24 protein-coding genes are annotated in these 23,160 nt (G+C 48.2%); 13 read left to right on the top strand and 11 right to left on the bottom strand.

What is annotated here, in order from left to right; all coding sequences use genetic code 11:
• Positions 1-84 precede the first annotated feature (84 nt).
• The 4 genes from ACE3MQ_RS16890 to yunB all read left to right on the top strand — a co-directional run bounded on the left by ACE3MQ_RS16890 (position 85) and on the right by yunB (position 5,032).
• Positions 85-1,881, top strand: coding sequence for a sensor histidine kinase (locus ACE3MQ_RS16890; protein WP_379394707.1), 1,797 nt, complete (start codon positions 85-87; stop codon positions 1,879-1,881).
• Positions 1,875-3,479, top strand: a complete 1,605-nt coding sequence (locus tag ACE3MQ_RS16895) for a helix-turn-helix domain-containing protein (protein WP_379394709.1) — start codon at positions 1,875-1,877, stop codon at positions 3,477-3,479. The genes ACE3MQ_RS16890 and ACE3MQ_RS16895 overlap by 7 nt, the downstream gene beginning before the upstream one ends.
• A gap of 4 nt (positions 3,480-3,483) precedes the next feature.
• Positions 3,484-4,188, top strand: coding sequence for an MgtC/SapB family protein (locus tag ACE3MQ_RS16900; RefSeq protein WP_379394711.1), 705 nt, complete (start codon positions 3,484-3,486; stop codon positions 4,186-4,188).
• Between the two features lie 82 nt (positions 4,189-4,270).
• On the top strand, positions 4,271-5,032 hold the full coding sequence (gene yunB / locus ACE3MQ_RS16905; protein WP_379394713.1) for a sporulation protein YunB: 762 nt from the start codon (positions 4,271-4,273) through the stop codon (positions 5,030-5,032).
• Between the two features lie 152 nt (positions 5,033-5,184).
• On the opposite strand, the gene ACE3MQ_RS16910 is transcribed toward yunB, so the two are convergent.
• Positions 5,185-6,195, bottom strand: coding sequence for a M23 family metallopeptidase (locus tag ACE3MQ_RS16910; protein ID WP_379395102.1), 1,011 nt, complete (start codon positions 6,193-6,195; stop codon positions 5,185-5,187).
• Positions 6,196-6,421: 226 nt separating this feature from the next.
• Here ACE3MQ_RS16910 and lipA point away from each other — a divergent pair, with 226 nt between their 5' ends.
• Both lipA and ACE3MQ_RS16920 read left to right on the top strand, forming a co-directional pair.
• The gene (gene lipA, locus ACE3MQ_RS16915) at positions 6,422-7,321 is read left to right on the top strand and encodes a lipoyl synthase (RefSeq protein WP_379394715.1); all 900 of its coding nucleotides are present in this window, start codon (positions 6,422-6,424) and stop codon (positions 7,319-7,321) included.
• A gap of 25 nt (positions 7,322-7,346) precedes the next feature.
• The gene (locus tag ACE3MQ_RS16920; RefSeq protein WP_379394718.1) at positions 7,347-7,682 is read left to right on the top strand and encodes a YutD family protein; all 336 of its coding nucleotides are present in this window, start codon (positions 7,347-7,349) and stop codon (positions 7,680-7,682) included.
• Positions 7,683-7,798: 116 nt separating this feature from the next.
• Here ACE3MQ_RS16920 and ACE3MQ_RS16925 read toward each other — a convergent pair whose 3' ends face one another.
• From ACE3MQ_RS16925 to ylbJ, 3 genes are all read right to left on the bottom strand, one after another.
• Positions 7,799-9,250 carry a S41 family peptidase gene (locus ACE3MQ_RS16925; RefSeq protein ID WP_379394720.1) on the bottom strand — a complete coding sequence of 484 codons (1,452 nt, stop codon included), beginning with the start codon at positions 9,248-9,250 and terminating at the stop codon, positions 7,799-7,801.
• A 134-nt stretch (positions 9,251-9,384) separates the two neighbouring features.
• Positions 9,385-10,188, bottom strand: coding sequence for an NAD kinase (locus ACE3MQ_RS16930; RefSeq protein WP_379394722.1), 804 nt, complete (start codon positions 10,186-10,188; stop codon positions 9,385-9,387).
• Positions 10,189-10,311: 123 nt separating this feature from the next.
• On the bottom strand, positions 10,312-11,592 hold the full coding sequence (gene ylbJ, locus ACE3MQ_RS16935) for a sporulation integral membrane protein YlbJ (RefSeq protein WP_379394724.1): 1,281 nt from the start codon (positions 11,590-11,592) through the stop codon (positions 10,312-10,314).
• Between the two features lie 392 nt (positions 11,593-11,984).
• Here ylbJ and ACE3MQ_RS16940 point away from each other — a divergent pair, with 392 nt between their 5' ends.
• Entirely contained in the window at positions 11,985-12,362 is a 378-nt protein-coding gene (locus ACE3MQ_RS16940; protein ID WP_379394726.1) for a globin domain-containing protein, read from the top strand.
• A 51-nt stretch (positions 12,363-12,413) separates the two neighbouring features.
• Positions 12,414-13,112: a DUF2225 domain-containing protein gene (locus ACE3MQ_RS16945; RefSeq protein ID WP_379394728.1), complete on the top strand. Its 699-nt coding sequence runs from the start codon at positions 12,414-12,416 to the stop codon at positions 13,110-13,112.
• A 148-nt stretch (positions 13,113-13,260) separates the two neighbouring features.
• Here the strand turns inward: ACE3MQ_RS16945 and ACE3MQ_RS16950 are convergent, their stop codons facing one another.
• Together ACE3MQ_RS16950 and ACE3MQ_RS16955 are read right to left on the bottom strand one after the other, a co-directional pair.
• Complete coding sequence (locus tag ACE3MQ_RS16950; RefSeq protein WP_379394730.1) at positions 13,261-13,494, bottom strand: hypothetical protein; 234 nt, start codon at positions 13,492-13,494, stop codon at positions 13,261-13,263.
• Complete coding sequence (locus ACE3MQ_RS16955) at positions 13,491-13,667, bottom strand: YycC family protein (protein ID WP_379394732.1); 177 nt, start codon at positions 13,665-13,667, stop codon at positions 13,491-13,493. The genes ACE3MQ_RS16950 and ACE3MQ_RS16955 overlap by 4 nt, the downstream gene beginning before the upstream one ends.
• Positions 13,668-13,755: 88 nt before the next feature.
• Between ACE3MQ_RS16955 and ACE3MQ_RS16960 the strand changes: the two genes are divergently transcribed.
• Entirely contained in the window at positions 13,756-15,558 is a 1,803-nt protein-coding gene (locus ACE3MQ_RS16960) for a M3 family oligoendopeptidase (RefSeq protein ID WP_379394734.1), read from the top strand.
• 459 nt (positions 15,559-16,017) lie between these two features.
• Positions 16,018-16,428, top strand: coding sequence for an O-methyltransferase (locus tag ACE3MQ_RS16965; RefSeq protein ID WP_379394736.1), 411 nt, complete (start codon positions 16,018-16,020; stop codon positions 16,426-16,428).
• Positions 16,429-16,515: 87 nt separating this feature from the next.
• Here ACE3MQ_RS16965 and ACE3MQ_RS16970 read toward each other — a convergent pair whose 3' ends face one another.
• Positions 16,516-16,743 (bottom strand): alpha/beta-type small acid-soluble spore protein, encoded by a 228-nt coding sequence (locus ACE3MQ_RS16970; RefSeq protein WP_110931448.1) that lies wholly within the window; start codon positions 16,741-16,743, stop codon positions 16,516-16,518.
• Between the two features lie 172 nt (positions 16,744-16,915).
• Positions 16,916-17,890 carry an aldose 1-epimerase gene (locus ACE3MQ_RS16975; RefSeq protein ID WP_379394738.1) on the bottom strand — a complete coding sequence of 325 codons (975 nt, stop codon included), beginning with the start codon at positions 17,888-17,890 and terminating at the stop codon, positions 16,916-16,918.
• A gap of 494 nt (positions 17,891-18,384) precedes the next feature.
• Here ACE3MQ_RS16975 and trpS point away from each other — a divergent pair, with 494 nt between their 5' ends.
• The 3 genes from trpS to ACE3MQ_RS16990 all read left to right on the top strand — a co-directional run bounded on the left by trpS (position 18,385) and on the right by ACE3MQ_RS16990 (position 21,160).
• Positions 18,385-19,371 carry a tryptophan--tRNA ligase gene (trpS, locus tag ACE3MQ_RS16980; RefSeq protein ID WP_379394740.1) on the top strand — a complete coding sequence of 329 codons (987 nt, stop codon included), beginning with the start codon at positions 18,385-18,387 and terminating at the stop codon, positions 19,369-19,371.
• Between the two features lie 214 nt (positions 19,372-19,585).
• Positions 19,586-20,524: a heme o synthase gene (gene cyoE, locus ACE3MQ_RS16985; protein ID WP_379394742.1), complete on the top strand. Its 939-nt coding sequence runs from the start codon at positions 19,586-19,588 to the stop codon at positions 20,522-20,524.
• 36 nt (positions 20,525-20,560) lie between these two features.
• Entirely contained in the window at positions 20,561-21,160 is a 600-nt protein-coding gene (locus ACE3MQ_RS16990) for an SCO family protein (protein WP_379394744.1), read from the top strand.
• Positions 21,161-21,166: 6 nt separating this feature from the next.
• Here the strand turns inward: ACE3MQ_RS16990 and ACE3MQ_RS16995 are convergent, their stop codons facing one another.
• The 3 genes from ACE3MQ_RS16995 to ACE3MQ_RS17005 all read right to left on the bottom strand — a co-directional run bounded on the left by ACE3MQ_RS16995 (position 21,167) and on the right by ACE3MQ_RS17005 (position 23,100).
• The gene (locus tag ACE3MQ_RS16995) at positions 21,167-21,514 is read right to left on the bottom strand and encodes a toprim domain-containing protein (protein WP_379395104.1); all 348 of its coding nucleotides are present in this window, start codon (positions 21,512-21,514) and stop codon (positions 21,167-21,169) included.
• A 156-nt stretch (positions 21,515-21,670) separates the two neighbouring features.
• Entirely contained in the window at positions 21,671-21,793 is a 123-nt protein-coding gene (locus tag ACE3MQ_RS17000; RefSeq protein ID WP_379394746.1) for a sporulation protein YjcZ, read from the bottom strand.
• Positions 21,794-21,933: 140 nt separating this feature from the next.
• Positions 21,934-23,100 (bottom strand): MFS transporter, encoded by a 1,167-nt coding sequence (locus tag ACE3MQ_RS17005; protein ID WP_379395106.1) that lies wholly within the window; start codon positions 23,098-23,100, stop codon positions 21,934-21,936.
• Between the last annotated feature and the right edge of the window lie 60 nt (positions 23,101-23,160).

Below are 23,160 nucleotides of genomic sequence, written 5' to 3' on the forward strand. Positions count from 1 at the left end.
GAGTGTATAATGATGTGGAGAGGGACTGCCCAGTCTCTCTCTTATTCTCCTATATATCATTATTACGGAAGGTCAACAATCATCATGAAAAGACTGTTCACCCTGTCCCTGCGTAGAAAAATAATATTAGCTTGCTTGATATGTCTGATTATACCGGGCTATACAGCTTTCCTGGCGGTCAGCTATTCAACGAAAGACATTCTTGTTGAACAAGCGATCAAGGAACAGAAGAAATCCCTTGAATTATCAGATACGTATATTTCCAACCTGCTAAAAAGAATGATTTATATATGCAATTACATTCAGTTTGACTCGGATTTTATTCGAATACTGAAAATGAATGGTGAAGCCAATCTGGATCAATCCGATGAGGTGATGAGCCAGAATATTATTTCGGACAAGCTTAACAATTTGACATATAGCGGTGAACGCACTTATATAACGATATTGCTGCCGAACGGAAAATCGTTCACGAACTACCCCTATTCAGAATTCAACCCTATAAAGTTTGAGGAGACTTCCTGGTTTGGCCATCTTACGAATATGAGAGCGTTTGATGTTTATTGGGTGGGTTCGATCCCTACGTATCTGGAAAGTGAGAAGCAGCGGAATCCCTATGTGCTGACCCTTGGAAAAACACTAAGAACCCCTTCAGGGAAAACCTATGCTTATGTCATTGCCAGTATTTACGAGAATGAAATCAATGGGGCGTTTCCATCCGATGGTTTGGAAGAAGAGACGATGCTGATTGATGAGGATGGGATGATTATTTCCAGCCATAACGCCGATCAGATTGGTCGTCAATTGGCTTACGCGGATAGGATTCCCCATCAAGCGGATCCGGTGCTGATCACGATAGAGGGACAACGTCGTCTCTTATTTACACAGCCGTTATCGATTGGAAAGTGGAAACTGCTATTAAATACCCCATATGACGCAGTGGTTGGCAAAGTAAATGCGATTTATGCTGCCAATTTTGCTATTCAGGGAGCGATGTTCTGTGTATTGATTGTCATCCTGGTATATTTGCTTCGTCAATTTACCGCACCGATTATCAAGCTTGAGCGGGTGGCGACCCTAGTGGAAAGCGGAGATTTGAGCGTTCGTTCTAACATTCGAGGCAAGGATGAGGTAGGGAAACTTGGGAAGTCGTTCGATCATATGATCGATCAAGTGGAACTGATGATTGAACGAATTACGCTTGAGCAGACGCAGAAAAGAAAAGCTGAAATTGCCATGCTTCAGGCGCAGATTAATCCTCACTTTTTGTTTAATACCCTCAATTCTATCCGCCTAAGGGTTCTTATGAAGGGGGATGAAGAGAATGCCGATATTATTGCATCCCTTTCCTCCTTGTTAAGAATGACGATCAATCGAAACAATTCGATGATTCCGCTAATCGAGGAAATAGAAATGGTGATGAATTATGTTGATTTGTTAAATTATCGGCATAAGGACAATATGACAGTCGATGTTGACGCCTCCAGGGATACTTTGACGATGGAGGTTCCGCGATTCTTCTTACAACCTTTAATTGAGAACGCCTACATTCATGGATTCCAGCAACGCGCAGGAGAAATATCGCTGCGAAGCTGGGTCGAGGGTCAACTGATGTGTGTAGCCGTTCATGATAAGGGGATAGGGATGAGTTCGGAACAGCTGGAACGGCTGCGGCTGAGTCTGACTGTAGAAGAGATCCAGGATGGAAATAAAGAAATGGCCGCCAGCAGTTTCTCAGGTATCGGTCTGCGGAATGTATATACTCGAATGCGTATGATTTATGGCCCTAGGTTTGAACTTCGTATCGAGAGTGAGCCGGGACAAGGTACATTTATTTTATTTCTAATACCGATTCAGGCAGGTGAGCAGACAACATGTTGAAGATGATGCTGGTGGATGACGACTATCCTGTACTCGAATTTCTGCAGGTAAGCATACCTTGGAAGGAGCTGGGTCTTAAGCTGATCGGTTCTTATGATAATGGAATTGATGCGCTCAAACATGCTGAAGAGGAGATGCCGGACATTCTGATAACCGATATCGGAATGCCCCACATGAATGGCCTGGAATTGATCGAGCAGCTTCGCAAGAGACAACCTAAACTGCGGGCGGTTATTTTATCGTGCCAGGATGAATTTGAGTACGCGAGGCAGGCTGTAAGACTCGGAGTGCAGGATTACATCTTGAAGGAATCGTTCAAGCCGAACTATATTCGGGAAATGCTGCAAAAAATATGTGTGCAGTTGCAGGAGGAGAAGCGCTCGGTAGAGCATTTTCATCGTCTAAAGAGCTCAGAGGCTGGCAACCGGTCACTCCGCAAGCAGGTGTTCCTGGAACGGACTCTGGAAGACTCGCTGCTCGGCGACAGGGAATGGGGAGAATTAGCTTCGGATTTTGGAATTAGGATTCCCCCGTGCCATTACAGCCCTGTTCTTTGTTATCTTGGCGATCATAATGCTTTGATGGATAAGTTTGGCAGCCATAATATACTGACCGGAGCCGTTGAGAACATTATTGAAGAAATGCTTAGGAAAATTCCAGATGCGGCCGTTACTCCTTATTCCTCCCAGTTGTATGTACTGTGGATTCCGGTCTCTTCGGCTTACTTTAATGAAGCAGATATGACTGTTCTAGAGAGTATTCAAGACTCCCTTCATAAATATTTGTCAGTGCGAGCGTCCTTCTTATTGGGGGAGGCCGTCTCTAATCGCCGAGAAGTAAAGAAAGTAGTGGGCGATCTGTTGCTCGGGAGTGAGGAGGATCGCTTCTATTATCCGCTAGGCTCTATTCTGCCATATGAACCTCTGGATTTTTCAGAGGAGGACTTGAATGGGTTATATAAGGAGGCATCCCAGCAATTTTTGGAGTTGTTCTTTGTTCAAAATGAATTGAGATTGAGAGAGACGCTGGAATACTGGATGAAGCGGATCCGTGAATATAGATGTCGTCCGGCAGCCGTCAAGGAATGGTTTCTTAAAATTTTGTACGACATGGAGATGAGATTAGGGTCACTGAACCCTTCTGGAACCCGCTACTCGACAGAAGCGTACCATCATACGATAGCGGAGCTAGGCTCACTGGATGAACTGGAAGCATGGATGCTCCAGCATCTTAACACGATTATTCAACTCGTACACTCTGTATATATACAGGCAAAACGACCTGAAATTATGCAGGCGCAGCGATATATTGAGCTTCATATGAATAGTAAAATCTCACTCGAAGAAATTGCTAAGGAGCTGCATATGAATGCCAGTTATTTCAGCAGGATGTATAAGAAAGAAACCGGAGAGACCTTTGTAGAATACGTGAACCGGGTGAAGATTGAACGGGCCAAGGATTTGCTGAGATGGAGCAATCACAGTGTCGAAGGGATATCCGAATCACTTGGTTATGATAACAAGAGTTATTTTGCTAAACTATTCAAATCATTGACAGGTCTTACACCCGGAGAATATCGCGGGAAAGGGATGGAATGACAACATGAGTAATCCCTGGGTTTTGGATCAGGCCGAGATGCTGATTCGCCTTATCCTGGCGATGGCGCTTGGCGGATTCATCGGATTTGAAAGAGAGTTCAACAATCATGCTGCCGGATTCAGAACTCATATCCTTGTATGTATGGGCTCGGCACTCATTATGCTGCTTTCGGTATACGGATTTTCCGCCTTTGTAGGGGAAGCCAATGTAAGAATTGACCCGGCGAGATTAGCCACTGCGGTCATTACGGGGATCGGCTTCCTGGGAGCGGGGACTATTCAGTTTACAGGTAAATCGATTACGGGGTTAACGACGGCCGCCTCCATTTGGGTCGTTGCCGCCATTGGTCTGGCGATTGGTGCAGGATTTTACTTTGCGGCGATCATCTCTACGGTTCTCGTAATCCTGATCCTGTGGCTGTTTAACAAAATGGAGCAGCGGTTTCTTAAGGCCAAGAAGTCGAGAATTTTAACGATTCGGGCGGCTGACCAAAAGGGACTTCTGCACCAAGTAAACGAAACACTGTCTGCGAAAGCCATTGTTACAGAGAAGCTATCCCTAATCGAAAGCAGCTGGAAGGCAGAAGGGGAGAGTGGTTTTTATCTGGAAATGCAATTTCACCTTCTAATCCCTAAGCTTATGGATACAGCAGAGTTCATTATGGATATGAAGTCGATTGATGGTGTGTTTGGTGTTGTTATCGAATAGTTGTATTTCTTTGTCCTTCTTTTTCCCATCTGTCCCGCATAACTTGTATGTGTAGACATTTAACTGCTGCAGGGGGATGAGAATGCGGAGGAGAAAAAGATGGCGTAGCCGGAGAACAAGGGGGAAGCTCAGCCGGGGAAACATTTGGTTCATCGCTTGTATCGTCGCCTTGGTTGCGTTCCTGATGTTCGGTCAATATGTCGAGCGGAATATGATCGGGCCCATTAAGCATCTCGCCCAAATCCGGGTGAAGCAAATCGCTACCGAATCGATCAATGAGGCAATTACGGCCCAAGTGGCCAATCGGGAGCAAATTGACAATCTCATCGATTGGAAAACGGATTCCTCCGGTAAAATCACCGGGTTTATGCTCAATTACTCTGCGCATATGCAAATTACGTCCGATACGATCCAGACAGTTCGGTCTACGCTTGATGAAGTGTCGAGATTGTCAGAGCATATCCCGCTCGGCCAGGCGCTCGGCAGTCCGATTCTGGCCTCCTTTGGGCCGAATATTCCGATACGCATCGAACCAAAAGGCGATGTGAAGGTCGACTTAAACACACGGCGCCAGGAAGCGGGGATCAATATGATTCTCGTTGAAGTATTTTTACGCGTGCGAACGGAGCTTGCTGTGGTGGTTCCTTTCGATATGGGGCCACAGTCGGTGGAGACCGAAATACCCGTATCCTATATGCTGGTGGTCGGCGACGTCCCGATGTATTATTACGATAGCAAAGGAAATCCCGTCGGAGATAGCGGCGTAAGTGCGCCTAATATTGCCCTGCCGTCCATTCCTAATTCACCGGGTTCGGATCACAGCGGCGCAGCAGAGCATGAGTGATAGGCAAGATAGATCACGGCAGACGCCTAGCGTGGGTGGCTAGGCAAAATAGATACACAGCAGTCGGGCGTCTTTCTACGGGAGGACGTCTTTTTAGCAGCGATTGGATAAGGAACGGTAGTGCCTCTGAAGGCAAAAAGGGCCCCTGTCAGTCAGGAGGCGCCCTTTTTGTTTTGCTTCATCCGGTCGGCTCTTTCCCATTGCTTCAGCAGGGGAAACGGATTAAACGCCCATTCCCTCGTTCCGGTATCCTTATAAATACCGTAGTGAAGGTGGGGCGGGAATCGGCCTTGCGTTCCCGGAGGGCCGTACCCGCTGCTGCCCACCCAGCCCACGGTCTGGCCGGGGGTGACGGTGTCGCCGATATTAATGTTCTTCTCGAAGCCTTGCAGATGAGCATAGTAATGGTAGCGGTTGTTCAAGTCGCGAATTCCGATTCTCCAGCCTCCATAGGGGTTCCAGCCTTTAGTCTCGACAATCCCGTAGCATGCGCTTCGCACAGGCACTCCATAGGACGCAAACAAATCCGTTCCTTCATGAGTGCGGAGGCCGCCCCAACCGCGTCGATCTCCCCAGGTATCTCGGTAAGTATAGTTGCTTTTTACGGGAAGCGGAAAAGCACTTGCGGACAGGTCGATTCGATCAAAGGATTTGTAAATCTTGGCGAATTGGCGGATTCGCTCTACGGATGAATCGTTCTGGTAATAGCGCCAGAGCGCGATTCGGATGTCGTCGTCGCTATAGCCGAAATGAAGCAAATACTCTGCCATCGTATATAAAGCATCCCGATCATTATGGGGATCGGCTATAGCGTCAGCCGTCGCGTCTTTGCCGATACCGCCGAATAGGGCGATCGTCGCGGGATCCGTATCATTAGGGTTAGGATTCAAAGGTCCCGCCCAGATCGGCTCCTTAAAGCGAATACCGATCAATTTATTGTTCGACTCCGGTTTTTGCTGTTTGCGCGGGGTGATCGTCCGTTCATATTGATCTATGGCGGCAAGCCAGTGCCAAGGAATCTGCGTCAATAGGCCGATTTCCTCATATAGGCTTCTTCTCAGCTCATAGACGTTTTTGGGGGGAGATGAACTTGGCTTGCCGGGAGCCTCTGCAGCCGATGCCCCAAAACCAGGAATACTCCACAATGACGTCAGTACCGTCATGCTAATGAAGCAGGGAATAAGTCTGCTGACGAATAAAAAGCTTGACCTCAATGTGAGATCTCCTCCTTTAAAATTCCGTCGCCGATTACCCTTAGAGTAAACAACGTTTTTTTAGGTTGGGACAAAAGATGTTTTTTTATTCCATTTGCCAAGGAGGTTTTTCCAGACGATTCATGGTATAATAATGGCGCTATAGCCTAATCCAAGAGAAGGAAGGTCTCTATTCTTGTCCAAACTAGCTAAAGAACCGAAACCGGATTGGATTCGAATCAAGTTGACGACTGGCGACAATTATCAGGAAATTAAAGAAATGATGCGCTCGAAGACATTACATACCGTATGTGAAGAAGCGCGTTGTCCAAATATATATGAATGCTGGGCGAACCGTACGGCCACATTCATGATCCTTGGCGATATTTGCACCAGAGCCTGCCGCTTCTGCGCAGTCAATACGGGCATGCCTACGGAGCTGGATCTGCAGGAGCCGGAACGAGTCGCCGAGGCTGCCGAGAAGATGGGGCTGCGCCATTGCGTAGTCACTAGCGTGGCGCGGGATGATTTGAAGGATGGCGGTGCGACTATTTTTGCAGAGACGGTTCGCGCTATAAGGGGCCGTATGCCATTTTGCAGCGTAGAGGTGCTGATTCCTGACTTTTTAGGCAACGAGGACTCGCTGCGAATCGTTATGGACGCCAAGCCGGATATTCTGAACCATAATATCGAAACGGTTGAACGTCTTTCGGATCGTGTGCGCGCCAAGGCCAAGTACCGCCGCTCGCTGGAGCTGCTTCAGCGTGCCAAGCGGATGCAGCCGGACATCCCTACGAAATCCAGCATTATGCTGGGCGTAGGCGAGGAGTGGTCGGAAATTTTGCAAGCGATGGACGATTTGCGGGCCGTGGACTGCGATATTTTGACGATTGGTCAATATTTGCAGCCTTCGCCAAAGCATTTGAATGTGGAGAAATATTATCGCCCGGAGCAATTTGCTGAGCTGAAGGAAGAGGGCATGAAGCGTGGCTTCAGCCACGTGGAATCCGGCCCGCTTGTTCGCAGTTCTTATCATGCCCATGAGCAGGTTAAGTCAGCGAAGAGCCGTCAGGAAAGCGTTCCGGCAGAAATTTAAGGGCAAGGCAAGAGGGGGATACCGAATGATCCAGATCGGCGGCAGAACATACGAGCTGATTCAGAATTACAAGGATGCTTGGGACGCTGAGGCGTTTAAGCAGAGATACAGCGAAGTGCTGGATCGGTACGATTATATTCTTGGGGACTGGGGCTACGAGAAGCTAAGACTTAAAGGCTTCCTGCGGGACAACCATCCCAAGGTGAACCGGGATACTGCTTTTTCGGGCATCACGGACTATATCAATGAGTACTGCAATTTCGGCTGCGCATATTTTGTTCTTCAGAAGTCGAAGGAGAATAAAGAGAACAGGGGAGCTTCAAAGGCCCCGACGTCGAACACAGAGGGCGCTTCCGACTAAAAATCGCCTCCGATATGAAGTAACCAGCGGCTGCTTATGGATAAAATAGAAGCTTAAACGAGAAAAATATAGACGGTTTCCGACCTGCTCGGAAACCGTCTTTTTTGTGGAAAATGCTAACTCCCTTTTATCTTCAGCTTCAAGATTCCCTTCTGATAGCTCCACTCGATGCCAGGATATTTCTTCTGGAATTCCTGGAGCTCGATATAGGTTTCGTCGTTTAGAATTTTAACGCTGCCGGTACTGCGTTTAAATTGCTGCTGCTTACCTGAGTCGCCGGTGATCGTCAGCACTCCAGTATCGGTTGTCCAGGAAGCTTGGCCCTGTACGAGCGCAGCAAGTACGCGGGAGGGAGCATAAACTTTGCTTCCTTCCTGCACGACATCAAGGTAGCCGGTGAAGGAGACGTTGTTTATGTTCAGCTCGGAAGGACTTCCGCTTACTTCCATATTTTTGAGACCGATTTGATGCATGGCCGTAATAAGCTGAGCCGTTGAACTAAGGTTCACCTCGATGTCTGGTTCGAGGCCGAAATAATTGAAATCTTCGAGATTTGGCGTTAAGTATTTCAGAATCGTCAGCTTCAAAGAGCCCCCGTTCGATAAAGAGTAAACATTTTGAATACGGGCTTTGCCATACGTCTGAGTACCTACCACCGTTGCGATGCCGTTATCGCGCAATGCCGCGGTTAAAATTTCCGAGGCGCTGGCCGTCCATTCATTGGTCAAAATAACGACCGGCATGCCGAGCGAGCTGCCGTCTGTGATTTTAATGGCTTCCAGTCTGCCGTTCTGACTCTCGATATACATCAGCACGCCGTCTTTGATCAACTGCTTGGCGATATTCTGGGCCGATTCTACGTAACCGCCTAGATTGTCGCGCAGATCGAGCACGAGAGACTTCATTCCTAACTTACGGAGCTTGTTCAAATGAACGGCAAACTCTTCATCCGCTTGGTCAGAGAATGTGGAGATGGCGATATATCCAATATCGCCCGCTGATATCAGGCGGCTCGATACGGCAGGCAAAGCGAAGTGGGCACGGGTGATCTGGAAGCTTAGCTGGCTGCTCCCTCTTTTGACTGTGACCTTCACCTTCGTATTCTCCTCGCCCTGAATGAGATAAATATCGTCTGGGCTGGTAACTTCATGGCCATCGACCTGGGCGATGATATCTCCTTTACGCAGACCTGCCGATTTGGCGGGAGAGCCGTCGAGCACCTCAGTCACATAGAGCTGGTCTTGAATAAAACGGACCAGAACTCCTATACCGACATACTCCTGATTAAGCTGGCCCTCAAATTCCTCAAGCTCTTCTTTGGTGAAATAATCCGAATAAGGATCGTCTAGCGTGTAAACCATGCCGCGTATGGCGTTTTCGATGAACTCTTCTCTCTGAACACCCTCGATATTGTTGTCATTCAAGTATTGAAGGACCTCCTGGAGTATTTCGAGATCGCCTAATTCTGCGGCTTGCTTGTCAGATTGATCTGCATATGCGGCCTGAGGAAAGCAAAGCGCGAGAAAAAGAAGCGATATTAAAGCTGTTTTGTACCATGATTTGATCATAATAATAATACGTCCTTTGCTATGTATTAACTAAATATATAACTCTACTATACAGGTAAAAAAGGGAAATTTATATAGGAAAACGGATGTTCAGTGAACATCCGTTTTAATGTAAAGCACGGGTATGCCATTTTTTATCCGAGGAAGGCATTGCGGACCCGATTCCAGAAAGGAAAAGGACGATAGCGGACGAAGCTGACGCTTTGCTTCGCTACCTGGCAGCGTACGGAGATAAGATCGCTGATCGGATGGTTGATATGATCCAAAGTAAGCAGTAAATTCTGTTCCTTACGCGAATAGATATCGCAATGATGATGCTTCGGAAGCACCAAGGATGAGCCGATCGTCCGGAAGACCCGGTTATTGATCGAAGCGATTTCGGAAATTTGCAAGGCTTTAATCGAAGGATGAATGATGGCTCCGCCAAGACTTTTGTTATAAGCCGTGCTTCCGGAAGGCGTAGAAATGCAAAATCCGTCTCCCCGGAACATTTCGAACATTTGGTCATTGATATCGACTTGGGCGACAATCGTTCCGTCCACGCCCTTCAGCGTAAATTCATTCAAACAAATATACGAGGAGGTTCCTGACTTCTTCTGAATCTCCAGCTCAATAAGCGGATAATGAACGATCCGGGGCTTGAGCAAGGATTCATCTTTGTGTCTGGTGATCATATCGACGAGCTCAGGAATTTCATTGGCTTGCCAATCGGCAAAAAAACCGAGATGCCCGGTATGTACCCCCACAAATGAGATTGACGGAATACGGTCAATGAACGTATGGAAAGCATGGAGCATCGTCCCGTCTCCTCCAATGGAAACGACGATGTCCGGTGACTCTGCATCCAACTGAAGACCTTGTTTAGCGGCCAATTGATGGAATTTCTCACTCAATTCAACGGACAATTGATCGCCACGGTCAAGAACGTAATATCTCAAGATGACAGGCTCCTTTGTATTAGATATCAGAAAGTATAAAGTTCGAAGCAAGAGCTTCCTGGTATCGCAAGAAATACCCTTTTGTAAAGATCATAATCAATTCTGAAACAGAACACAACGTTTTCATTTCCTCGATCTCCCTTCGACCCAGGTAAGCATTCGATGAATGATTCGGGCAAGCAGAGATAAAATAAGGAGAACCGTTATGAATTTCAGAAAAATGATAAAGGCATCAGGAACGCTGCCCCATCCCGTGCGCGATTCTCCTTCCAATGAAGCGAGCCATGCGGAGGCCGATAGGGAGCCCATAAAAGGCTTCCATAGGAGCAGAAGAAATACGGCTGCCATAACGCCGTGAATGAGGCGTGCCGTTAGAAAAGGGGCGTAGCGCAAATCCGCTCCGTTCAGAATGCTGGCCACCTGAGCGTGAACAGACAAGCCCCCCCAGGATAAAATAAACGCCGCGGCGGCAGCTTTATACATGAGCGGGACAGCGACCGGGGCGGCGGCGGCTTTGGCACCCAGCGTAACCTCGAAGAGCCCTCCCACGAAGGGCTCGGCCAAGGCGGTCGGTAGGCCGGTTAAGCTCAAAAAGCTGTGGACACCGGCATAGAGCAAGGTCATCATGCCTGAAACGGTCAGCAGCTCGAGGATAACCGAGAAGAAGACAACCAGCCCGCCGACCACGGCCATAAGCTGCAGGGAGGAGGCGACAGCCTGCTTCAGCAGCTCGCCGAGACTGCGCCCGTCATTTTGCCGAGCCTCGTGCATCGCTTGGAGAGCGAGCCGCAAGCTGAACTTCGCTGAACTCCCAGACCCGGGGCTGGACGGAGCCGAGCCTTGGCCCGAAGTTATATTATAGTCGGTTCCCTGGCCATCGCTTTTCTCCTTCGTGCCGTAAAACCTCATCATGAAGCCTAGAACCAGGGCGCTTCCGTAATGTGCCAACGCGAGAATGCCCGCGAGCTTGGAGCTGCCAAAGAAACCAACAGATACGGCGCCGATCAGAAAAATTGGGTCGGAAGACGTCGTGAAGGCCACGAGCCTTTCGCCTTCCACCCGGCTGATGAGCTGCTGCTCCCTGAGCTTGGTTGCGAGCTTGGCGCTGACCGGGTAGCCGGAGGCAAAGCCCATAGCCGCGACAAAGCCGCCGCTGCCGGGGATTCGAAATAAAGGCTTCATCAGGGGATCAAGCAGTTTTCCAAGGAAATGGACAATCCCGAAGCCGAGCATCAGTTCGGATATAACGAAGAAGGGAAACAAGGAGGGAAACAGCACCTCCCACCAAATGGCGAGCCCCGTAACGCCCGCTTCCCAGGAAGCTTCGGGATACGTCAGCATCAGAACGCCGATCGCCGCCATGGCGATAACCATCAGCGACATGGTGATTCGCGCTAAATTCATGAGGAACGCCTCCACAATGGGTCATAGTACCAAGTGTATGATCGGATTAGGACAAACAGCACAAAAAAAGCAAGAAAGCGATTACAATTTATACTGTATTTTTGACTAATATGTGTTAGAATAAAAATCACAGATGTAGACTTGACGAGAAAAATCTCTGATGGATGGAGTGTTGGCTATGAGTTATGTAGCAGGTGTACTTGTATGCGCCTTTGTGTATGTTATCCGCGCTTCTCGCGTCCATTCTAGTGAAGAGGATTGGCGAAGTTATTGACATAGTAGCAGGTTGATCCTGTTGATACGTAAGGGCTCCGTTAGGAGCTTTTATTTTTTTTTGCTATAATTGATATACAGCATTAAAAAATTCAATGTGGAAGTTGGAGAGGAATCCCGTGAATCCAAGTTTAAGCATTTATGATAATCTGGGCGGTGAAAAGGCCATTCAGCAGCTTGTGGAGGCTTTTTATCCCAAGGTAAAGGCTAATCCCCTGCTTGGGCCTTTGTTCCCGGAGGATATTGAGCCGGTGATGGAGAAACAGTTTATGTTCTTATCGCAATTTTTTGGCGGACCATCGTTGTTTTCGGATGCCTTCGGCCACCCGATGATGAGAGCAAGACATCTTCCTTTTCCAGTCACGCGCGAAAGAGCCGAAGCCTGGCTGGCTTGCATGACTGAAGCTTTGGAAGAGATCGGGGTTGAGAATGAGCTAAAGGATTTAGTTATTAAACGGTTGTCTGGACCTGCTTTTCATTTCGTAAATACACCTTAGGGATGATGAAACGCCTTGCCTTTTGGCGGTGATGGAAAGGAAGTTGTCGTGTTGGAACTGGAACCCCTTTATAAAATCAAGGTGAATTGTGCTTATTGCGAGAATGAGTTCTCTACGTCTCGGGTAAGACCAAGCCTTAAGCGGGCTTTTCGGACGGATACTGATTTTTGCGGCTATTACCGGGAGGAGAATCCCGATTATTATGTAGTGCGGATTTGCCCATCCTGCGGCTTTGCCTCTACAGAGAATTCGAATGACCGCTTGACGGATCGCCAGCGCAAGGAGTTCGAGCATAATATTGGCAATCGCCTTGTGAAGCGGGATTACGGAGGCCAGAGAAGCTGGGAGAACGCGCTGGAGACGTATAAGCTCGCTCTCCTCTGTGCTCAGACGATCGGCGAGAAGGAGAGAATTATAGCGAGCTTGCTTCACCATATCGCTTGGCTGTATCGCTATCGGGAGGATCATGAACAGGAACAGCGTTTTTTAAAACATGCCCTGAATTCCTACATCAAGGTATATGAGAATGAAGGCGCGGGCGACAATGATGCGAGGCTGATGTATTTAATCGGTGAATTGAACCGTAGAACCGGTGCCAATAATGAAGCTGTCAAATGGTTCTCCAGAGTCATTAACGATAAGAAAATTATGGATGCGGCGATGATTCGCGCCTGCCGGGAGCAATGGGCTCTGCTGCGGGAAGAAATGCTAAGCAAAGGGGAAGAGTTAACGGAAGAGGTAAAGGGATAGATTATCAGGCATCATTCGAAACAGAAATTAGAAATTGATCCGCTTAATTATATCTTAGGTAACTCACGATGATTGCAGGCAGAACAATAGAGGCCGTTCACGCGAAATGGGAACGGCCTCTTCTTGGCCTGGATGGGGGCGGATGGAATTACTTGCGTACGACCGTATCGGTCAGCAAATAATCCCGGTCGCTGTCCAGGATCGTTAGCTTGTTCTTGCAGCAAGGAAAAACGAGCAGCTTCTTCTTCCCTTCATGGACGCTCTGTATTTCATGGGGCTTCATGGAGAGAAGGACGTTTTCTTGTTCGCAGAAAGGGCATTTTGGCGCGTATACATCGCCCATGATTATATCGTAAGGCAGCGCCTTTTCAAAAGGAATCATGAAGACGTACCCGAGTCATTTGGAGATGATGGCTCTTTTGCTTCTTCTTTGGCGATTTCCGCGATTTTCTGCATTAAAATATGCTGAGGCATATGCATAAGGTGCTCCAGGGGCACCTTTAGTTTTTCGGCTAGCTTTACAGCAGTATCCGGTGAGACTTGCAGTGGTTTCATATAATCCCCTCCTGTCGATCTGGTTTCTATATCATACACTTTTAATGCCTGTGGCATCAACATGGGCATATGGAAAGGATGCGTATCCATGGCACAATTGACAGATCCAGTACAACTGACTTGGGAGCTGGATTCTATTTTTACAGGAGGGTCTGCTTCGGCGGAATTTGAGGAATTCCTTCAGAAACTGCAGGCTGACATTGCGGCGATGCATCAGGATTTGCAGAACCACGATGCTCCCCAGAGCTTGGAGGAGGCAGCGAGCCTGGATCCTTTGATTGACGGGCTGCAAAGCGCGGCAGCCAAAATTGTGGAGGCCGACAGCTTTGTGGCCTGCCTTACGGCAGAGAATCAGCATGATAAGAAGGCTGTCCAGCTTTCGGGCAAGGTAACCTCTTTGCGGGCTGCGTTTGAAAACGTAATGACGTTGTTCCAAAATTTGCTGCGAAATACGGGGGACGAGCTGTGGGAGATGTGGATGTCCCGCGAGGAGGCTGCTCCGATATCGTTCGTGCTCAGCGAGAAGCGGGATGCTGCTCGCGAGAAGCTGGCGCCGGAGCTGGAGAGTCTTGCTTCCGATTTGGCGATCGACGGTTATCATGGCTGGGGACAGCACTATGATACAATCGTGGCGAAAGTGGCGGTTCCTTTTAAAGACAATGACGGCAAGCTTACTTCTTTGTCTGTAGGCCAGGCCGCCAATAAACTGGAGGACAGCAGCCGGGCCGTGCGGGAAGAGACGTTTAGGAACTGGGAACACGCATGGAACGGCGTTGCGGATTATTGCGCGGACACACTTAATCGACTAGCCGGCTTCCGCATTAAGCTTTACGAAAAAAGAGGCTGGAATGACATTCTTAAAGAGCCGCTCGAGATCAATCGGATGTCACGTGCAACGCTGGATATGATGTGGCAGGTCATTGAAGAGAACAAGCCGGTATTTGTCGCCTATTTGAATCGAAAGGCGAAGCTTATGGGACTGGAGCAGCTTTCCTGGAGTGATTTGGAAGCCCCGATCGGGGAGTCCTCGGAGAGGATCTCCTATGAGGCTGCCGCGAACGAAATCGTCAAGCAGTTCCGTAATTTCAGTCCAAAGCTGGCGGACTTCTCGGCCGAGGCCTTCAATAAACGCTGGATCGAGGCCGAGGATCGCCCGGGCAAGCGCCCTGGAGGCTTCTGCACCTCGCTTCCGGTTAGCCGGCAGACGAGGATCTTTATGACCTTCGGAGGGACGGTTTCCAATGTCTCTACTCTCGCACACGAGCTTGGACACGCTTATCACCAATATCTGATGGATGAGCTGCCGCAATTCAATCAGGACTATGCGATGAACGTTGCGGAGACGGCTTCGACATTTGCGGAAATGATCGTCGCGGATGCTCTTGTGAAGAATGCAGCGGACGAGAAACAGAAGCTCAGCCTACTGGCTGATAAAATCGGAAGCAGCATCAGCTTTTTCATGAACATTCACGCCCGTTTCCTGTTTGAGACGCGCTTCTATGAGAGAAGAAAGCAAGGAGCTCTAAGCGCGGATGAGCTGTCTGCACTGATGGAGGAAGCTCAGCGCGAGGCATATCATGGGGCATTGGCCTCGTACCACCCTCATTTCTGGGCGTCGAAGCTGCATTTTTATATTACCGATGTGCCGTTCTATAACTTCCCTTACACATTTGGTTATATGTTCAGCACAGGGCTGTACGCGAGAGCCCAGCGCGAGGGGGAGAGCTTTGCAGCGAAGTATGATGCTTTGCTTCAGGATACGGGACGAATGACGGTGGAAGAGCTTGCCAGCAAGCATCTGGGAGTCGATCTGACGAAACCGGATTTCTGGCGCGAGGCCATGTCCGTAGCGGTAGCAGACGTAGAGGCCTTCTTAGAATTAACGAAATAAGATAGGCGGGGCTTCCTTTGGAGGTCCTGCTTTTTTTGTGAATAAGTCAATTCAGGTAACTTTAAGAAATAATGTGATAGCGAAAAAAAGAATCTCTTCAAAAAAATAGGCGTTAAGAACTATTTTTATGATGTGTAATCTGTGCATTGTAACAAAGGATAGTGCAAATTATGTCAGCGCAGGAGACTTGTAGCTCTACAGATCAGCCAGTTTTAAAAAAGCAAAAGAAATCGTGAAAACAAATAACAAAACATGGCGAAAACGCCTGAAATACAAGGAGGAAAACGCTGTCGTAAAAGTGTGTATTTTGACGAATCGTTTGTTTTATAGCTGTTGAAAAAACTATAGATATAGTAATAAATAACCATTTTTGTTTCATATTGTTGATCGGTTAGTCATATTGGAATATAATGAGGCGTAAGCCCTATATAGGGAATTATATGGGAAGGGAGGGTGGATATGCTGAAGACGGACCAGCTTTCACTTGCCAGGCAGGTTGACATGGTGTTTAAGGAGCTTGAAGCAGAATTATCAGGCATGAGCTCAGGGACTGTTTTTATCCAAATTCGTAATAATGCCATTGGAAAATTCGGTATCCGCCATAATCCGATCGCAGGACGTAACGGACAGTTGTCTGAGGAGGATAGAGGATTAACGAATCAACAGTTGAAATCGTTTAAGGCGATGGCCATCGAAGCCCTGAAATTCAAGCGTTACTGGACACATGGGGAAATCAGTTATGAGTTTGCACTGCGACAGGATACAGTCATTGTAGATGCTATTTTAGAATCCAATTATAATATGGCGAATTTGATGATACAGCGCTATTCAAGAAAGGATTCAGCAAGTACATATCACGATATTTCATAACACGATCTGGACATAATATGGCAAAAGGCAGGCGACCTGCTTTATGCAGACCGCCTGCCTTCTTATCGGTCAAATAGAACATGCAAATTACTGGTTAGAACGACCCGACAATTGCTGCTCAGCGATTTGAACCAGACGTTTAGTGATGTAACCCCCCAGAGAACCAGTCTCCCGGGAAGTATAGTTACCGTAGTAACCGTCTTGTGGAATTTGAACGCCCAGCTCTTGTGCAGCTTCATATTTCAGCTGCTGCAATGCAGCGTTCGCTTGAGGAACGACAAGGTTGTTGGAACGGCTTCCGCGTTGGTTTGCCATGTTTGTCACCTCCTTTGCCTTTGTGAATTTAGTATGGATTTCGTGAGCGAAAATATGCAGTCTTATTTCTTTCTATATCATTGGTAATTATTTCAACGTAAAAAAGCAATCCTCCGCAGAGAATTGCTTATGTGAAGCTATAGCGTTGTTCATCCTACATAAAGGAAAAAGACTAGGTAGCAGCGGGATAGATCATTTCCAACTGCAGGTTAAGCTCTAAGGTCTGCTCGGGTTTAAGCTCGATAAGTCCCGTTACCTCATTCGGCAATCCCGAGTTTGGGGCATTCGGGAGCCAAGTGTACGGTTCGATGCACAGAAACTCATTCGCTTCTCCCTTCGTATACAATACCCAATGCTTGAAATATTCGGGATCTGCAGAGTAAATCAGGCCATATCCCTTATCGTGCATAAGCGTCGCTTGAACGGGATTATTGCCGATCTGAAACATCGTATCAAAATTTGTTCCTTGCAGGTTCAATCCTGTGTTTAACTGCTCTAGCTCTTGCAGCGGCGAGATTTCACCTGTAGTAATCAGTTCTTCATCTAAATTATATTTCCCCGAGACAGGCAGCGTAATCGTCCACTTATCAGGCTCGCCGTCCAACAAGAACCAGGTATGCAGGCCAAGTCCGAACGGAGCAGGCCGATCGCCTAAATGGTAAATTCTAAATGTCTGCTGGAGCCTTGCGCCCTGAAGACGTAAAGTCATTTCAAGCTTGAGCGGAACCGGAAACTGCCGGATCCAATCCGGGTCATCCGAGGTTACAAACTCTGTAGTGATCGTACAGCCCTCATCATCCTCTTCAATGTCGCTTACACACCAGGCCTGCGTGCGATGAAGACCGTGAATATGATTGTCATTAGCCGTATTGCGGTCAAATTGATACTCTTGTTCCGCATAAGTGAATTTGCCTCTGCGAATTCGACCTGGCGGTATCAACAGTGGAATTCCAAAGTGATATGGCTTCTGCAAATAGAAATCGAGTTCACTCTCTTCTGGGCGGCGAAGTACATCGCGTTGCTGGATATGATCCCGTATGCTGATGACATTATTGCCAAGGCGGGGCAGCAGCGTGACATCAAGCTCGCGGCTATGTAACGTATAGGTATCGTAACCGTTCCATTGCCCTTTGGTCACTTTTTTCATATCGATGCTCCTTTTCCCACAAATAATCGAAATCGAACAACTAGCTTTATCATAACACTTTTTCTTGGGGACGAAAAACGGAAGTTGACATAGCATCTCCACGGCAAGTATGATTGGACATATAAATTTAACAAGTAATGAACGCGATGACAGGGATAAGTAAGCGAAGCGGACTTCTTGCGCAGAAAGCTGGTGGTTGATGCGAACCAGCGAAGTTGCTTAGGCCGAATGGACCCTGGAGCGCCGAGCGTAAAAGATGGATAAAGCTATCTGTCCTATTAAGCCGGCCGGCCCGTTCCACGTTACGGAGCATAAAGGCTAAGACTTTATTCCTTGCGGTTAGCTGCCGCTTCCGTCTTGGCAAATAAGGGTGGCACCACGGTCTCACGTCCCTTTCGGGCGTGGGATTTTTTGCGTTCTTAGGCAAAAAATCGCTCGTGCATAGAATCGCATAAAAGCGGCTCTTTTCACGAAATATAAGGAGGATGTTGAATATGAAAAAAGTTCTTTCCGGCATTCAGCCCAGCGGCAAATTGACTTTAGGGAATTATATTGGCGCCCTGAAAAATTTCGTCAAGCTGCAGCATGATCATTTATGTAATTTTATGGTAGTTGATCTTCATGCCATTACGGTGCCTCAAGACCCTGCCGCTTTGCGCGAGCAGTCTGAAGAGGTAGCGGCATTATTTGTAGCGGCCGGCATCGATCCCTCTAAGGCAAACGTCTACATGCAATCCCACGTGCATCAGCATGCGCAGCTTGGATGGATTCTTACGACGCTGACGAATATGGGAGAGCTTGAGCGAATGACCCAATTTAAAGATAAGTCTGCGGGCAAGGATTCGATCGGAGCAGGGTTGTTCGTATATCCGTCGCTGATGGCCGCCGATATTCTTGTGTACAATGCTGATTTGGTGCCTGTCGGTGAGGATCAGAAGCAGCACTTAGAGCTAACACGCGATTTGGCGAACCGCTTCAACCACCGATATGGAGAATATTTTACTGTTCCTGATCCGTATATTCCGGAGGTTGGCGCACGCATTATGTCGCTCGATGACGCTTCGAAGAAGATGAGTAAAAGCAATCCGAATCCCGGGAGCTATATTTCACTGCTGGACGCACCGGCCGATATCCGTAAAAAGATCAGCCGCGCGACGACCGATTCAGGCAGTGAAGTCAGATTCGATCCGGTGAATAAACCCGAGGTGAGCAATCTCATTACGATTTACAGCCAATGCTCGGAAATTCCGGTGGCTGAGGTAGAACGGCTGTATGAAGGCAAAATGTATGGAGCCTTCAAGAAGGATTTGGCCGAAGTCGTGGTTGGCGTTATTGAGCCGCTGCAGCAGCGTTACCGCGAAATCCGGGAGTCCGGCGAAATATTCGATATTTTGGCTCAAGGCGCAGAGAGAGCCTCGGAAATGGCGGAGCAGACACTGACGGATGTCCAGCGGATGATGGGATTTATCGCTAAAAGATGATTGATGAACGAATGAGCTAGCTAGGCATGGGAACCCGGATAAAATATCCGGGTTTTTCGTTTATCGTCACCGAATTGTCATAATAACTTGATCATTATGTAACGATTGTCAGAGACTTCGAGGATTTGATATGATAAAGTTTATAGCAAGAAGGTGTTTATCCAGAAAATAAAATTAATTTTATATAAATAAGCATAGGAGGAAGATATAACGCATGGAAAAACCACTAGGTTATACTGCTCCATCGGATTCCCCTGCGTTGTCCGTGAGACCAACTCCTCCGGGAGAAACGGCAACATGGAAAGATTTTATTGCTTTGACGAAGCCGGGCATTATTCGTTCGAATGTAATTGCGGTTTTTGCCGGGTTTTGGTTGGCTTCTCAATGGGATTTGCAATACGGGAAATTAATTTGGACGATAATCGGAGCCGTTCTTGTAATGGCTTCATCTTGTGTGTTTAACAATTACTTCGACCGGGACTTCGACATGAAGATGGAACGGACCAAACAGCGGGCTTTACCTACCGGCAGGCTGTCACCGAGAGTCGTGCTATGGTACGCGATCATACTTGGCGTATCGGGATTAGCGGCCTTGTTCAGCTTTTCGGGTCTGCTGGCAGGAGTGTTCGGCCTAGTCGGGATGTTCGTCTATGTTGTCGTGTACACCCTTTGGCTAAAACGTACCTCTACCTGGAGTACTTCCATCGGTGGAATTTCAGGTTCGATGCCCCCGGTGATCGGTTATGTGGCCGTGACGGGCAAGGTTGATCTGGGAGCATGGCTGTTGTTTGCGCTGCTGTTCCTGTGGCAGCCGCCGCATTTCTGGGCGCTAGGCATTCGCCGGGTCGAGGAGTATCGGGCTGCGGGATACCCGCTGCTGCCAGTGGTCAAAGGCATTCCAAGAACAAAGCTGCAAATGATACCTTATCTTGTACTGCTGCTTCCTATACCTATATTAATGTACGTCTACGGATATACCGGTATTTGGTTCCTGATTATCGGCGAAGCATTATCCATCGTCTGGCTGTACATGGCGCTTAAAGGCATTCGCTCGCAGGATAACGATACTTGGGCGAAGAAGGTATTTATTTTCTCCGTGAATTATTTAACGATCAGTCTCATCGTGATGATTCTGGATACAGTACGAATTTAATCGGCTTGACCTTGAAGTTTATGTTGGAGGGCTGCAATGACTTTGTTAAAAAAGTATAAATGGACGTGGATCATGCTGGCGATATGCGTGGTGCTTGCAGGATATTTGCTGTGGACCTCCTTCGCCAAGCCGAAGCTTCCAGTCATCGGCACGGTAGCGCCATTCTCGCTGGAGAATGTGGATGGCGATAACGTTGCTTTAGAAGATACGAATGGCAAGGTAAGGCTGTTTTATTTCTTCTTCTCGAATTGTCCTGATGTTTGTCCGATTACGACATTAAGGCTCTCCCAGGTTCAAGACGAATTGAAGGAGAAGGGGTTATTCGGCAAGGATGCGACAATTGTGTCGATTACGTTCGACCCGGAAAGGGATACGAAGGAGCGGCTTAAGGAATTCGGCGATAAATTCAAAGCGGATTATTCCGGCTGGTATTTCCTGCGGGGAGACCAGGGGCAAGTCATCGATTTGGCCATGAATTCTTTTAAAATTCTAGTGAACCAGGACAAAGACGGGAACTTTGTGCATATGGATCTCATCGGGCTCGTTGATCGCAAAGGCAATATTCGCGAAATGATCCGCCCCGACGCAACCGCGGAGGAAATTGCGAGCATCGTTGCGCGGTTGGCGAAGGAATAAGGAAGCTTAAACGAAGCTGGGCGGGGGATAAATGATATAATCCTCCAGCCCGGCTTTTTCTAATTGCGCAATAATGTATTCGTCCGGCGTCCCCTCGACACCGGCGTAGCCGCGTCTGGTATACATTTGCACGGCATCAGGAAAGGCGTCGCGAAGCACGCCGCGGATTCTTTTGCCGGAGGAGTCGTTATCTAAAAACAAGAATACCTCGTCATCTTTAACCTGTTTACGAAGTGATTCCAGTTTCAAAGAATTTAAAGTTCCGAAAGTGCAGAGTATCGAAATTTCCTCGCTGACCAGACGGCGGAGCTTGCTCCGATCGTTCTTTCCTTCAACAATGATATAGATCGACAAATAGATCACCTCGAGCCGACTGTTATCAATAAAATGTACAAATCGTGTCATGGCAACAATGATCACCTCTAGTGTATACCGCAAATCCGGATCATGCAAAATCTCAAAGGCAAACGGCCTGCCGTTGGCAGACCGCTATAGACAACACATATTTTTTTAATACAGGGGAGCGCGGAGAATGATCACCAGTAAAATGTACAGTACAAGGATTGTTCCCGTTGATGTCCAGAAACCGCCTGGTATGATCGGTCCAGGCTTGCAAGGATCGATGTGGCTCATTTCTTTCACCTCACTTTCGCTATCTGGTCGGTGACTACACGTTATACTATGTGCTTTTTCTGCTTATGCCCTGTGCAGCCGCCTAAAGAAGGAAAAAAGTAGCGAAAGGGAAAACAGGCCGCCTCTTTGAATGCTGCTGCTTAATGAAGGTTGGTCGGCGTCGTAAGCGGAGGGAGGCTCAGTCCCTTTTTTCGTCCCGGCGGAACGATGATAATAACGCTCATCAAGAGCAGGAAGGCCACGAAATAAGGAGAGTACGAGCCGTGTATCGCCCCTGCCGCTATAGGGCCGATGAAGGATCCCAGCGACATGGCGATGGATTGCAGGGAGAACACGGTGCCAAGCCGCTCGCCGCCGCTCAGGTCGATGAACAGGGAGGACATCGCTGGATAGACGACTCCTTTGGCAATGCCGAGCACAAACAGCGATAAAGGCAAAGGAATGGAATCCAAGGCAGCGAGCGAGAAGAAGGATAGAGCGATGCCTAATATCCCTAAATGAGTCCGCAGATACGGCGAATAATGACTGAGGAACAGCATCGATAGTGTCACCAATGCTCCGAGGCTGATAATTGAAAAGTTGATGCCGGTATGCATAATCCCCTCCGTGCCGCCAAGCTGCAGCGGAAGCTCGAAGAACAGTATCCCTTGGGAACAGGATACGGCGAGGGGCAATAAATAATATCTTAGAGGAATCACCTGAAATACAGCGGGTGTTCGTTCATTCGTCAATAGCCCTCTTGAGCTTGCGATATGGGCGGGGTGGGGCTCATGAATCATGAATATGGCGATAATTCCCGTGACGATCAGCAGCCAGCCAAGGGACTGAAAGGTCATGGAGTAGCCGCTTTGAGCGACCAGAAAAGCGCCAGCCGCAGGAGAGACTACGGAAGCGAGAGTATGTACTACGCCATGTCCGGCCATAAGCTTGCCTTGTCCGACAGGATCCTTGGACAGCGAAGCAAGCAGGGCCAGGCAAGCCGGAGATAGAAACGCCAGCACGAAGCCGCTGATGGAGCGAAGCACCAGGAGCTGCCAAGGCTCGGTGACGTGTGCCTGCAGCAGCAGGATTATGCCCGCAGAGATCAGACTGAAGATCATATAGCCTTTGCTGCCGTGTTTATCGACGCCCTGGCCCGCGATTAAATTGCCGGGGAGATGCGTAAGGGCGTAAATCCCCATCATCCAGCCGATGAATACCGGCGCTGCGCCGAGCGAAAGCGCGAAAGGCGTGAGAATAGGGTACTGTGCGTGTAAATCAAAGAAAGCGAGGAACAAAAAAAAGTAGAGCCAAAATGCCATTTTCATCATACCCTGCCCTCCTGAGTAATTCCCTTATGCTCTACTTGTACGTTGATAGGGACGAAC

Source organism: Paenibacillus lentus, from assembly GCF_042714055.1.
GTDB classification, from domain to species: Bacteria; Bacillota; Bacilli; order Paenibacillales; family Paenibacillaceae; genus Fontibacillus; species Fontibacillus lentus_A.